Origin of the sequence: Streptomyces sp. sk2.1 (assembly GCF_008120935.1) — a bacterium.
GTDB lineage: Bacteria > Actinomycetota > Actinomycetes > Streptomycetales > Streptomycetaceae > Streptomyces.
Genome location: NZ_RDBO01000020.1, coordinates 1,587,356 through 1,600,464, shown reverse-complemented (window position 1 = coordinate 1,600,464; position 13,109 = coordinate 1,587,356). Strand labels below are relative to the sequence as shown.

Below are 13,109 nucleotides of genomic sequence, written 5' to 3'. Positions count from 1 at the left end.
GTACGGGGGCGGGTGCGGAAGCCGGCGGGGGAGTGGCTGCGGGCGCGCCGGTCGGGGCGCGCCCGCGGTGACCCGGAGCGGTTACAGGCGCTTGAGCACGGCCTGCTTGGCGGCGGCGAACTCGTCGTCGGTGAGCACCCCGGACCGGTGCAGCTCGCCGAGCTCGCGCAGCCGGCGCAGCAGCGCGTCGTGGTCGTCGCCGGACGGGGCGGGCGGTACGGGCGCGGCCGGGGCCTCGATCTCCGCCGGAGCGGCGCCTTCGAGGGCGATGCCTCCGCCCGCCGCCTTCCCCGTCGCGTCGGGCAGCCGCACCAGGACCGCCGCCGCGACCAGGGCCGCCGTGTACTCCTTCTTGGACAGCCCCCACAGATCCAGTGCGTACGGGTCGTGCTCGGCCGCCCGGACCGCCGCCGGGGCCCCGCTCAGCACGAAGCGCAGATGCCCGTTCTCCAGGCCGATGGAGGGCACCCAGTGCACGGCGGTCACGTCCGACAGCGGGAACGAGACCGGGCCGCCCGAGAGCTTGGAGTCGCTGGCCTTCCAGTTCCAGGTGAGGCGGATCGTCTCCCCGTCGAACGAGGCCGTGCCGTCCCCGCCGCCACCGGCGACCGGCACCGCGGGCCCCGGCAGCAGGAAGCCGTCCACCGGACCGGCGGGCACCTGCTCGATCAGCAGGGCGTTGCGCACCTCCTCGACGAAGTACTCCGCCACCCCGCTGCGGTCCTTCTCCACGGTGAGCTGGTAGGGGTCCGCCGCGTCCTTGAGCCGGCCGTCGGCCGCGCGCAGGACCGGGCACGCGCCGTCGCGCAGCCGCAGTCGCAGCCGGCCGCCCTTGCGGTCCGGCTCGAAGGAGATGCCCGCCAGTGCCCGCAGCGGGACGGCGCGTTCCCCCAGCTCCTGCCGGAGCGGGTGGATGCCCTTGCCCCGGCCCGGTGCGATCCGCACCGTCTCGCCGTCGAAGGTCCAGGTCCCGTCGCGCTGGGTTATTTCCGCCATGCAGCAGATTCTGCCAGCCGTTCCACGAGGGAGTGGTCCGAACCTTGACCATACGTGAGGCAGGCGATACGCATGGTGATGGTTCGGTTGCTCAGGTGATCCATGGATGATCCACAGGTGTGAACCCGTCGAAAGGGACCGGCTTGTGAGACTGCACAGGACACGACGCGTCGCGCTTCCCCGTCTGCTCGGCTCGCTGCTGCTCGTCACCGCGGCCGGGATCTCCGGCATCGGCGCGGCCCCGGAGAGACCGGCGGCGGACAACGGACCGGCCGCCGGCCCGCCCCGCCCGCTCGGGCAGATCGTGCCCGCACCCATGAGGGCGGAGCCCGGCGGCTCCCCGTACACCATCACCCCGGCCACCAGGATCCGTGTCGGCGGCGGCTCCGCGGAGGCCCGGCGGATCGGCGACTACCTGGCGGGCGTGCTGCGCCCGTCCACCGGCTACGCGCTGCCGGTCACCGGCGACGGCGGGGACGGCATCCGGCTCCGCCTGGACGAGGGCGACCCCGAACTGGGCGCCGAGGGCTACCGGTTGAAGTCCGGCGACGGCTCCGTCACCATCACCGCGCGCCGCCCCGCGGGACTCTTCCACGGCGTCCAGACGCTCCGTCAGCTGCTCCCGGCCGACGTGGAGCGGAAGAGCCCGCAGAAGGGGCCGTGGAAGGTCGCGGGCGGCACGGTCACGGACGCGCCGCGCTACGCGTACCGGAGCGCGATGCTCGACGTGTCCCGGCACTTCTTCTCCGTCGCCGAGGTCAAGCGCTACATCGACCAGCTCGCCCTCTACAAGATGAACAAGCTCCATCTGCACCTCTCCGACGACCAGGGCTGGCGGATCGCCATCGACTCCTGGCCGCGGCTCGCCACGTACGGCGGGCAGACGGAGGTCGGCGGCGGCCCAGGCGGCCACTACACGAAGAGCGACTACCGGGAGATCGTCCGGTACGCGGCCTCCCGCTACCTGGAGGTCGTGCCGGAGATCGACCTGCCCGGCCACACCAACGCGGCGCTCGCCTCGTACGCGGAGCTGAACTGCGACGGCGTCGCACCGCCGCTGTACACCGGCACCCAGGTCGGTTTCAGTTCGCTCTGCGTCCCGAAGGCCGTCACGTACGACTTCGTGGACGACGTGATCCGCGAAGTGGCCGAACTGACCCCCGGCCCGTACTTCCACATCGGCGGGGACGAGGCGCACTCCACCAGCCACGAGGACTACGTGGCCTTCATGGACCGGGCGCAGGCCGTCGTCGGCAAGTACGGCAAGACCGTGATCGGCTGGCACCAGCTCACCGGTGCCGCACCGGTGAAGGGAGCGATCGCCCAGTACTGGGGCTACGACCGCACGGGCGCGGCCGAACGCGAACAGGTGGCCCGCGCCGCCGCGAACGGCACGGGGCTGGTGCTGTCCCCGGCGGACCGCAGCTACCTCGACATGAAGTACGACAAGGACACCGAGCTGGGCCTGTCCTGGGCGGGTTACGTCTCCGTCGAGCGCTCGTACGACTGGAACCCGGCGGCGTACCTGGAAGGAGTGCCGCAGGAGGCGGTGCTCGGTGTCGAGGCGCCGCTCTGGTCGGAGACCCTGACCGACAGCGGCGAGATCGAGCGGATGGCGTTCCCCCGACTGCCCGGCGTCGCGGAACTCGGCTGGTCGCCCGCCGCCACGCACGACTGGGAGGCGTACCGGGTGCGCCTGGGCGCGCAGGGGCCGAGGCTCTCGGCGCTCGGCGTCGACTACCACCGGGCGCCGGAGGTCCCCTGGGCGACGGAGTGAGCCGGGGGCGGGGGCGGTCCGGCCGTCGTCCGGGCCGCCCCCGCCCCGCGTGCCCCCGACGTGTCCTCGTTCACCAGACCAGGACCCCGCCGCCCACCGCCCGCGCCCGCAGGGCGGCACGCTCGATGCTGCCGAGCCGCGCGACCACGTAGTCCTCCCCGTACCCGCTGTGCGCGCCCAGGGCCGCCGCGTTCCCGCGCAACAGCTCGCACTCGGCCAGGAAGTGCTCGACCTCCTCCGGCTCCACGAACATGTCGTCGCCTGCCAGCCGGGGCAGGAACCGGGCCCCGAGCGCACGGGCGCACTCCGACCCCCAGAGCTTGGTCCGGCTGCTCTCGAAGCCGGCCATGTCGCCTCCGTCGTCGGGGTCGTCGAGCAGCTGCCAGTCCCCCTTCCCGTCGTACACGAAGGTGTGCACCAGCAGCGTCATGCGCCGAACTCCTTCCGGTGGGTGCCGGGCAACTCCGGTTCCGTCAGGCGCAGTTCGAGGCGCTGCGTGCGGAGGCGGAGCCCGTACGGGGGCCAGTGGCGGGGACTCGTGCGTGGACTGTGCAGCATGCCGCGCCGGGGCGTCGAACGGATTTCCCGGTCGGCCGCGCCGCGGATTCCCCTCGGTGGGGCCCCGCCCCCGCACGGGTCGTTCTCGCGGGAAGGGTCAGGGGCGCGGCCAGGGGCGGCCGCCCAGGCGCTCGATGTCGGTGTTGAAGCGGCGCAGGTAGGCGGCGAAGCCGGAGATGTCCTCGTCCGACCAGTTGGCCATGACCCGCTCCAGGGAGTCGGTGATGCCCTCGCGCTCCGCGTCGAGCGTGCGGGCGCCCTCGTCGGTGATCCGGAACTTGCGGGCCATGCCGCCCGCGGGGTCCGGGATGCGTTCCACGAGTCCGGCCCGCATGGCCGCCGCGGTCTGCCGGTTGAGGGTGGACGCGTCGAGCCCGAAGGCGTCGCTGAGTTCGCCGATCGACATCGGCCCCTGGACGCGGATGCGGCTGAGCAGGACGTAGGCGCTGTGGTCCATCAGGCCGCCCTTGCGCCGCCCGCCCTTGTTCCGCAGCAGGCTGTGGCGGCTGAGGAGCATCTGCTCGTACTCGACCTCATGGGTGGGCCTGGTCATGCTCCTGCCGTCTCCCGTCGTCGTCCGGGCACCCGGCGTGTTCCGGGCGCAGGTCACCATTCTTCCACAGGCTATGTAGTGTACATATAACGTGCATGATGCATTGAGTGTGTACGATGCATAGTCTTCTTCCGATACACACCCGAGGAGTCCTGGATGGGCGCGCCCCAACCATCAACCCGCACCGGTGGCGTCGTCGCCACGCTGGCCATCGCCGGAGTCACGGCGGCGATCATGCAGACCCTGGTCACCCCGCTCATCGCGGAGCTGCCGCAGATCCTGAGCACCACCCCCTCGAACGCGGCATGGGTGATCACCGTCACCCTGCTGGTCTCCGCCGTCTGCGTGCCCGTCTCCGGCCGGCTGGGCGACATGGTCGGCAAACGGCGGATGCTTCTCGTCTGCTCCGTGCCGCTGATAGTCGGCTCGGTGGTGTGCGCGCTCTCGTCGTCCGTCGTCCCCATGATCGTCGGCCGCGGGCTGCAGGGCATGGGCATGGGCGTGCTGCCGCTCGGCATCGCGCTGCTGCGCGACGTGGTCCCGGCGGAGAAGCTCAGCTCCTCCATCGCGCTGGTCAGCGCCTCCATGGGCATCGGCGGTGCGCTCGGCCTGCCGATCGCCGCGGCGGTCGCCCAGTACACGAACTGGCGGGTGCTGTTCTGGGGTTCGGCCGGTCTGGCCACCGTGGTCGCGGCGCTGATCTGGTTCCTGATCCCCGACGTGCCGGCCGGGGCCAAGGGGCAGCGGTTCGACGTGCTCGGCGCGCTCGGCCTCGGGGCGGGCCTGGTCTGCCTGCTGCTCGCGGTCTCCAAGGGCGCCGACTGGGGCTGGGGCTCGGGCACCACGCTCGGCCTGTTCGCCGCCGCCGTCGTGGTGCTGGTCGCCTGGGGCCTGTGGGAGCTGCGCACCCGCGACCCGCTGGTCGACCTGCGCACCACCGCCCGCCCCCGGGTGCTGATGACCAACCTCGCCTCGGTCTTCGTCGGCTTCGGCATGTACGCCAGCATGCTGATCGCGCCGCAGCTGCTCCAGTTCCCCTCCGAGACCGGCTACGGCCTGGGCCAGTCGATGCTCGCGGCCGGTCTGTGGATGGCGCCCGGCGGCATCATGATGATGATCGTCTCCCCGCTCGGCGGAAAGCTGATCGACGCCCGGGGCCCGAAGTTCACCCTGGTCTGCGGCATCCTCGTCATCGCGGTCGGCTACGGCCTGGCGCTGGTGCTGATGGGCTCGGCGTGGGGCCTGATGGTGGTCGGCATGGTGACCAGCAGCGGCGTCGGCCTGGCGTACGGGGCGATGCCCGCGCTGATCATGGGCTCGGTCCCGCTGTCCGAGACCGCCGCCGCCAACGGCTTCAACACGCTCATGCGCTCGCTGGGCACGTCGATCGGTGCCGCGGTGATCGGTGTGGTCCTCTCCCAGATGACCGTCACCATGGGCGGCCACACCCTCACGTCCGAGGACGGCTTCCGCACCGGGCTCATGGTCGGCTGCGGCGTCGCCCTGGTCGCGGCCCTGGTCGCCGCCGCCATCCCGGCCATGCGCCGCGCCGGGGACGACACCGGAGCCGACGCCATTCCGGAACAGGCCGCGGCGAAGGTCTGACCCGCGGCCCGCGGTTCGCGCACCCGAGTACCGCCACCGCCCGTTCCCCGCGTTCGCGGGGGACGGGCGGAGTCCCGGTCGGGTACGTCAACCGGCTTCGTGCTGCCGCCGGTTGACGGGCAGTCCGTGCGGAGGCGGGCGCGGGCACGGGGAAGGCGCGGGCATACGGAAGGGGCGGGCCTCCGAAGAGGCCCGCCCCTTTTTTTGTTGCCGTGTGTCAGGCCGGAAGGCCCAGTTCGCGGGCGATCAGCATGCGCTGGACCTCGCTCGTTCCCTCGCCGATCTCCAGGATCTTGGAGTCGCGCCACATCCTGGCCACCGGGTACTCGTTCATGAAGCCGTAGCCGCCGTGGATCTGGGTCGCCTCGCGGGCGTTGTCCACCGCCACCGTTGAGGAGTACAGCTTGGCGATCGCGGCCTCCTTCTTGAAGGGCTCGCCCGCCAGCATGCGCGACGCCGCGTCGCGCCAGCCGATGCGGGCCATGTGGGCGCGCATCTCCATGTCCGCGATCTTGAACTGGATCGCCTGGTTGGAGCCGATCGGCCGGCCGAACGCGTGGCGCTCGGCGGCGTACTTCACCGACTCGTCGACGCAGCCCTGGGCCAGGCCCGTGGACAGGGCGGAGATGGCGATCCGGCCCTCGTCCAGGATGCGCAGGAACTGGGCGTAGCCGCGGCCCTCCTCGCCGAGCAGGTTCTCCAGCGGGACGCGGACGTCGGTGAAGGACAGCTCGCGGGTGTCCGAGGCGTTCCAGCCGACCTTGGAGTAGGGGGCCGCGACGGTGAAGCCGGGGGTGCCGGACGGCACGATGATGGAGGAGATGAGCGGCGCGCCGTTCTCCTTGCGGCCGGTCACCGCCGTGACCGTGACCAGCTCCGTGATGTCCGTGCCGGAGTTGGTGATGAAGCACTTGGAGCCGTTGATCACCCACTCGCCGGTGGCCTCGTCGCGCACCGCCGTCGTCCGGCTGCCGCCCGCGTCCGAGCCGCCGTCCGGCTCGGTCAGGCCGAACGCGCCGAGCGCCTCGCCGGAGCAGAGCTTCGGCAGCCACCGCTGCTTCTGCTCCTCGGTGCCGAAGCGGTAGACCGGCATCGCGCCGAGCGAGACCCCGGCCTCCAGGGTGATCGCCACGGACGAGTCGACCCGGGCCAGCTCCTCCAGGGCGATCCCGAGGGCGAGGTAGTCGCCGCCCATGCCGCCGTACTCCTCGGGGAACGGCAGCCCGAACAGGCCCATCCGCCCCATCTCCCGCACGATCTCGTACGGGAACTCGTGCCGCTCGTAGAAGTCGCCGATCTTCGGGGCGACGACGTCGTGCGCGAACTCCTCGACGGTGCGCCGCAGTTCCTCGTGTTCGGCGGTCAGCCGGTGGTCCAGGGACATGGCAGGGGTCACTCCTTGTGGGACGGGTGTCTATCGCACCGAGAGCGCGCGGACGGTGCGGGAGGGGCTGGGTCGGCCCAGTTGGTCGGCGAGCCACACGCTGGTGGCGGTGAGCGCGTCGAGATCGACCCCGGTTTCGACGCCGAGGCCCTGGAGCATCCACACGAGGTCCTCGGTGGCGAGGTTCCCGGTCGCGCTCTTCGCGTACGGGCAGCCGCCGAGGCCGCCCGCAGAGGCGTCCACGGTGGTCACCCCGTGCCGGAGCGCGGCGAGGGTGTTGGAGAGGGCCTGCCCGTACGTGTCGTGGAAGTGCACACCGATGGTGTCGGTGGGCACGCCCTCCTCGTTCAGTGCGGCGAGCAGGGCCTGTACGTGGCCGGGCGTGGCGACGCCGATGGTGTCGCCGAGGGAGAGCTCGTCGCAGCCGAGGTCCATCAGCGCCCTGGCGACCCGCACGACCTGGTGGACCGGGACGGGGCCCTCCCACGGGTCGCCGAAGCACATCGACAGGTAGCCGCGGACGTGCACGTCGTCGGCCTTGGCGCGGGCGACGACCGGCTCGAACATCGCCAGCGACTCGTCGACCGTGCGGTTGAGGTTGCGGGCCGCGAAGGTCTCGGTCGCCGAACCGAACACGGCGATCCGGCGGGCGCCGAGCGCCAGCGCCCGGTCCAGTCCGCGCTCGTTCGGCACGAGGACCGGCAGGGCCACGCCGTCGAGGTCCGCCAGGCGGGGGAACAGGTCCTCGGCGTCGGCCAGTTGGGGCACCCACTTGGGGTGCACGAAGCTGGTCGCCTCCACGGTGGTCAGCCCCGAGGCGGCCAGGCGGTGGATGAACTCCGCCTTCACCTCGGTCGGTACGACGGACTTCTCGTTCTGCAGCCCGTCGCGGGCGCCGACCTCGTGGATGCGGACCCGGGCGGGCAGATCCGGGGCCGGCACGGTCATGGGCAGGGTGCGGGGCGTCGTCATGCCTGCTCCTCGGGGGCTTCGGCGGACCCGGCGGGGGTCACCACGGCCAGGACCTGGTCCATGGCGACCGTGGTGCCCGCGGTGACGTCCAGTTCGGTCACGGTCCCGGCGTGCGGGGCGGAGATGACGTGCTCCATCTTCATCGCCTCCACCACGAGCAGGCTCTGACCGGCCACGACCTCGTCCCCGACCGCCACCTTCACGACGGTCACGGTGCCCGGCATGGGCGCGGCGAGGGTGTCCGCACCGGAACGGGCGGCACCGGCCAGCGACGCCGCCACCGGGTCGTGGTCCTGCACGTGCCAGCTGTCGCCGTCACGGCCGAGCCAGACCCCGTCGGGGGACGCGGCATGGGTGAACGCGTGCGTGACACCGGCGAGTTCGATGACGAGGCGGTGCGGGGTCAGCTCGACGACCCCGGCCGTCTCCCGGCCGCCGGGCATCGGGGCCAGCGGGCCGCAGGCGCCCGTCGCGGGCTCCGGCGGCTGCGCGCCCTCGCCGACGTGGCCGAACGTCAGCTCCGTGCCCGCCGGGCAGTCGCGCAGCGAGACCTGCACCGGGTCGTGGCCCGGGATGCGGAAGTCGAGCACCGTACGGGCCGGGGTGCCGCCCAGCCGCCAGCCGCTCGCCACCGAGAACGGGTCGACCCAGCCGGCGGCGTCCCCGGCGGGGGAGGCGCCGGACGCCGCGGACCGGCGCAGCAGCGCGGCCGCCGCGTACACCTCCTCGGGCACGCCCTCCGGCACCAGGCCGGCCACCTCGCGCTCCACCAGGCCGGTGTCCAGGTCGCCCGCCGCCACCGCCGGGTGGGCGAGCAGCCGGCGCAGGAACCCGGCGTTCGTCGGGACGCCGAGGATCACCGTGTCCGCGAGCGCCGCCCGCAGCCGGCGCAGCGCGGCGGCGCGGTCGGGGCCGTACGCGATGACCTTCGACAGCATCGGGTCGTACAGGCTGCCGACCTCGCCGCCCGTGCCGAGCCCGGAGTCCGTCCGCACGCCGTCGCCCTGCGGCTCGTGCAGCGCGAGCACCGTGCCGCCGGAGGGCAGGAAGCCGCGGGACGGGTCCTCCGCGCAGATCCGGGCCTCGACCGCGTGACCGGTGAGCGCGATGTCCCGCTGGGTGAAGGGCAGCGGCTCGCCCGCCGCGACCCGCAACTGCCACTCCACCAGGTCCAGGCCGGTGATCAGCTCGGTGACCGGGTGCTCGACCTGGAGGCGGGTGTTCATCTCCATGAAGCAGTACGAGGCGGGGTCGTCGCCCGGGACGATGAACTCCACCGTGCCCGCGCCGACGTAGCCGCAGCTGCGGGCCGCCTGGACGGCCGCCTCGCCCATCGCCGCCCGGGTCCCCTCGTCGAGCAGGACGGACGGCGCCTCCTCGATGATCTTCTGGTGGCGGCGCTGGAGCGAGCACTCGCGCTCGCCGAGGTGGACCACGTTGCCGTGGGTGTCGGCCAGCACCTGGATCTCGATGTGCCGGGGCCCGTCGATCCACCGCTCCACGAGCAGCGTGTCGTCGCCGAACGAGGCCCGTGCCTCGCGCCGGGCCGCCGCGATCTCGTCCGCGATCAGCGCCTCGTCGCGCACCAGCCGCATGCCCTTGCCGCCGCCGCCCGCCGAGGGCTTCAGCAGCACCGGCATCCCGATCTCCCGGGCCGCCGCGCCCAGTTGCCCGTCGGTGAGTCCGCTCCCGGAGGAGCCGGGCACGACCGGGACCCCGGCCGCCGAGACCGTCTCCTTGGCCCGGATCTTGTCGCCCATCAGCGAGATGGCGTCGGCGGACGGGCCGATGAAGACCAGCCCCGCCTCGGCGCACGACCGCGCGAAGTCGGCGTTCTCGGCGAGGAATCCGTATCCGGGGTGGACGGCCTGCGCACCGGTGCGGCGGGCCGCGTCCAGGAGCGCGGGCACGCTCAGATAGCTCATGGCGGCGGGCGCGGGCCCGATCCGTACCGCCGTGTCGGCCTCCCGGACGTGCCGGGCTTCCGCGTCCGCGTCGCTGAAGACGGCGACCGAACGGATGCCGAGCTCCCGCAGCGTGCGGATGACACGTACCGCGATCTCGCCGCGGTTGGCGACGAGAACGGTGTCGAACATCGTCATCTGTTCCTCACATCCGGAAGACGCCGAAGCCGGGTTCACCCAGCGGGGCGTTGGCACACGCGGTCAGGGCGAGTCCCAGCACCTGCCGGGTCTCCATCGGGTCGATCACACCGTCGTCCCAGAGCCGGGCCGTGGCGTAGTACGCGTTGCCCTGGGTCTCGTACTGCTCGCGGATCGGGGCCTTGAACGCCTCCTCGTCCGCCGCGCTCCAGTCGTCGCCCAACTGGTCGCGCTTGACCGTCGCGAGGACGGACGCGGCCTGCTCGCCGCCCATGACGGAGATCTTCGCGTTGGGCCACATCCACAGGAAGCGGGGGGAGTAGGCCCGGCCGCACATGGAGTAGTTGCCCGCGCCGTACGAACCGCCGACCACGACGGTCAGCTTCGGCACACGGGTGCAGGCGACCGCCGTGACCATCTTGGCGCCGTGCTTGGCGATGCCGCCCGCCTCGTAGTCCCGGCCCACCATGAAGCCGGAGATGTTCTGCAGGAAGACCAGCGGGATGCCGCGCTGGTCGCACAGCTCGATGAAGTGGGCGCCCTTCTGGGCGGACTCGGAGAACAGGATGCCGTTGTTGGCGACGATCCCCACCGGGTGGCCGTGGATGTGGGCGAAGCCGGTGATCAGCGTCGTCCCGTACTCGGCCTTGAACTCGGCGAACCGCGAGCCGTCCACGACCCGGGCGATCACCTCGCGCACGTCGTACGGGGTGCGCGAGTCGACCGGGACGGCGCCGTACAGCCCCGCGGGATCGACCTTCGGCTCTTCGACGGGCCGCACGGACCACGGCAGCGCGCCCCGGTCCGGCAGGGTCGCCACGATGTTCCGCACGATGCGCAGCGCGTGCGCGTCGTCCTCCGCGAGGTGGTCGGTCACCCCCGACGTACGGGAGTGGACCTCGCCGCCGCCCAGTTCCTCGGCCGTCACGACCTCGCCGGTCGCGGCCTTCACCAGCGGCGGCCCGCCCAGGAAGATCGTGCCCTGGTTCCGTACGATCACGGCCTCGTCGCTCATCGCGGGGACGTACGCCCCACCGGCCGTGCACGAACCCAGCACCGCGGCGATCTGCGGGATGCCGGCCCCCGACATCCGGGCCTGGTTGTAGAAGATCCGGCCGAAGTGCTCCCGGTCGGGGAAGACCTCGTCCTGCATCGGCAGGAACGCGCCGCCCGAGTCCACGAGGTACAGGCAGGGGAGACGATTCTCCAGCGCCACTTCCTGGGCGCGCAGGTGCTTCTTCACCGTCATCGGGTAGTACGTGCCGCCCTTGACGGTCGCGTCGTTGGCGACGATCACGCACTCCCGGCCGCTGACCCGGCCGATGCCCGCGATCACCCCGGCCGCCGGGGCGGCGCCCCCGTACAGCCCCTCGGCGGCCAGCGGGGCCAGCTCCAGGAACGGGGAACCCGGATCGAGCAGGGTGTCCACCCGGTCCCTGGGCAGCAGCTTGCCGCGCGCCACATGCCGGGCGCGGGACCTCTCACCCCCGCCCAGCCTGGCCGCGGCGAGCCGCGAACGCAGCTCGTCGGCGAGCGCGTGATGTGCCGCCTCGTTGGCCTGCCAGGCCTCGGAGGCGGGATCGGCCGCGCTCGTCAGCACCGGTGCCTGCTGCATCGTGTCGAGCCCCCTTGCCCGTACCGCAGTAGTTAGTGACCGTTAACGTCTGCCCCAAGGTTAACGAGCGCTAACAGCCTTGTCCAGGGCTCCCGCCCGGCACCCCGACGCCCGCGGCGGAGCCGCGATAATGGCCCGCGCCGCTCCCTGACCCGGAGCGGGCCCGGCCGGTGCGGTCGGGAACGGGGGAACGGCACGACGGCCCGCGGCCGATCGGGTGGGGGAAACAGCGAATGACGCAGCAATCGCAACAGGCTCAGCAGTCACAGCAGGCGCAACAAACTCAGCAGTCACAGCAGTCACAGCAGGCGCAGGCGGGGTCGGCGGGGAGCGAGGGGGCGGCCGGGAGGTCGCGCATCCTCGAAGTGGACGCCCTGCGCGGGTTCGCGCTCGCAGGAATCCTGGTCGTGAACCTCCTGGCCACCGCCGGGCCGCCGGACTCCAGAGGGCTCGTGAACGTGCACGCGGCCGACGGGGCGGTGCAATGGCTGGTCGTCCTGCTCGCCCAGTCGAAGTTCTACCTGCTCTTCTCCTTCCTCTTCGGGTACAGCTTCACCCTCCAGATGGACTCGGCCGCCCGCGCCGGCGCACGTTTCGCGCCCCGGATGTCGCGGCGGCTGGCCGGGCTGTTCGTGCTCGGTCTCGCGCACGCGGTGCTGCTGTACACCGGTGACATCCTGATGACGTACGCCCTGTTCGGCCTGATCCTGCTGGCCGCCCGGAACGCCGGGCCCGGCGGCGCCCGGCGCGCGGCGCTGTGGGTGTACGGCGTCGCCGGCGGGTTCCTGCTGCTGCTCGGGCTGGTGGCCGCCCTGCTCGGCCCGGAGGGCCCGGACGGGTCCGCCGCGGAGCAGGCCGAGCTGACCGCCGCCTACCGGGGCGGCTTCACCGAGGTCGTCGGCGCCAACATCGAGGCCCTGCCCGACGCGCTGGGGGCGGCCCTGCTGATGGGCGGGTTCGTCGTCGCGGCCTTCCTCCTGGGGTTCGTGGCCGGACGGCGGCAGTGGCTCGGCGCGACGGTGCTCGCCGACCGGGCACGGCTGCGCCGCGTCTGTTTCACCGGCCTCGCCGTCGGGCTTCCCGGGGCGGCCCTCTCCGCGGCGTGCATGGCGGGGCCGCTGCCGGAGCGCTGGGCGGTGCTGGGGCTGGCGATCGGCGTCGTCACGGCCCCGGCGCTCTCGGCCGCGTACGCCACCGGGCTGCTGCTGTGGTTCGGCACGCCGGGCGGCACCGCGGTGGCCCGGGCCCTCGCGCCCGCCGGGCGGATGGCGCTGACCAACTACCTGACCCAGTCCCTCGTCATGGCCCTGGTCTTCTCCGGGTACGGGCTCGGGCTGTACGGCCGCACGGGCGCGGCGGCGGCGGTCGGCGGCGGGCTCGTGCTGTACGCCTGCCAGCTCGTGCTGAGCCAGTGGCTGATGCGCCGCCACCGGCTCGGGCCCGTGGAGTGGCTGCTGCGCGCGGTGACCCTGTGGGGGCGGCCCGCGAAGGCGGCGGGGGCGCCGGGAGCGGCCGGGGTGCCGGAGGCTGTCGAGGGGCGTTGAGCG

10 protein-coding genes are annotated in these 13,109 nt (G+C 72.8%); 3 read left to right on the top strand and 7 right to left on the bottom strand.

All coding sequences use genetic code 11. The features are described 5' to 3' along the window. Positions 1–81 precede the first annotated feature (81 nt). The gene (locus EAO76_RS10620) at positions 82–996 is read right to left on the bottom strand and encodes a DUF4429 domain-containing protein (protein WP_148835544.1); all 915 of its coding nucleotides are present in this window, start codon (positions 994–996) and stop codon (positions 82–84) included. 145 nt (positions 997–1,141) lie between these two features. Here EAO76_RS10620 and EAO76_RS10615 point away from each other — a divergent pair, with 145 nt between their 5' ends. After that, positions 1,142–2,773, top strand: a complete 1,632-nt coding sequence (locus tag EAO76_RS10615; protein ID WP_262375338.1) for a beta-N-acetylhexosaminidase — start codon at positions 1,142–1,144, stop codon at positions 2,771–2,773. A 70-nt stretch (positions 2,774–2,843) separates the two neighbouring features. Here EAO76_RS10615 and EAO76_RS10610 read toward each other — a convergent pair whose 3' ends face one another. Both EAO76_RS10610 and EAO76_RS10605 read right to left on the bottom strand, forming a co-directional pair. Continuing rightward, the gene (locus EAO76_RS10610; protein WP_148835542.1) at positions 2,844–3,203 is read right to left on the bottom strand and encodes a hypothetical protein; all 360 of its coding nucleotides are present in this window, start codon (positions 3,201–3,203) and stop codon (positions 2,844–2,846) included. Between the two features lie 225 nt (positions 3,204–3,428). After that, positions 3,429–3,884 carry a MarR family winged helix-turn-helix transcriptional regulator gene (locus EAO76_RS10605; RefSeq protein ID WP_148835541.1) on the bottom strand — a complete coding sequence of 152 codons (456 nt, stop codon included), beginning with the start codon at positions 3,882–3,884 and terminating at the stop codon, positions 3,429–3,431. A 156-nt stretch (positions 3,885–4,040) separates the two neighbouring features. Here EAO76_RS10605 and EAO76_RS10600 point away from each other — a divergent pair, with 156 nt between their 5' ends. Then, positions 4,041–5,489, top strand: a complete 1,449-nt coding sequence (locus EAO76_RS10600; RefSeq protein WP_148835540.1) for an MFS transporter — start codon at positions 4,041–4,043, stop codon at positions 5,487–5,489. Positions 5,490–5,706: 217 nt separating this feature from the next. Here the strand turns inward: EAO76_RS10600 and EAO76_RS10595 are convergent, their stop codons facing one another. From EAO76_RS10595 to EAO76_RS10580, 4 genes are read right to left on the bottom strand one after another with little or no spacing between them, the layout of a single operon-like run. After that, a complete protein-coding gene (locus EAO76_RS10595) occupies positions 5,707–6,873 on the bottom strand; it encodes an acyl-CoA dehydrogenase family protein (RefSeq protein WP_148835539.1) in 1,167 nt (388 codons plus the stop codon). Positions 6,874–6,903: 30 nt separating this feature from the next. Continuing rightward, the gene (locus EAO76_RS10590) at positions 6,904–7,845 is read right to left on the bottom strand and encodes a hydroxymethylglutaryl-CoA lyase (RefSeq protein WP_148835538.1); all 942 of its coding nucleotides are present in this window, start codon (positions 7,843–7,845) and stop codon (positions 6,904–6,906) included. Next, positions 7,842–9,941: an acetyl-CoA carboxylase biotin carboxylase subunit gene (locus EAO76_RS10585; RefSeq protein WP_148835689.1), complete on the bottom strand. Its 2,100-nt coding sequence runs from the start codon at positions 9,939–9,941 to the stop codon at positions 7,842–7,844. Before EAO76_RS10585 ends, EAO76_RS10590 begins: the two co-directional genes overlap by 4 nt. Positions 9,942–9,954: 13 nt before the next feature. Next, positions 9,955–11,562 carry a carboxyl transferase domain-containing protein gene (locus EAO76_RS10580; RefSeq protein ID WP_148835537.1) on the bottom strand — a complete coding sequence of 536 codons (1,608 nt, stop codon included), beginning with the start codon at positions 11,560–11,562 and terminating at the stop codon, positions 9,955–9,957. A 233-nt stretch (positions 11,563–11,795) separates the two neighbouring features. On the opposite strand from EAO76_RS10580, the gene EAO76_RS10575 reads away from it, so the two are divergent. Beyond that, positions 11,796–13,106 carry a DUF418 domain-containing protein gene (locus tag EAO76_RS10575; protein WP_148835536.1) on the top strand — a complete coding sequence of 437 codons (1,311 nt, stop codon included), beginning with the start codon at positions 11,796–11,798 and terminating at the stop codon, positions 13,104–13,106. Positions 13,107–13,109 lie beyond the last annotated feature (3 nt).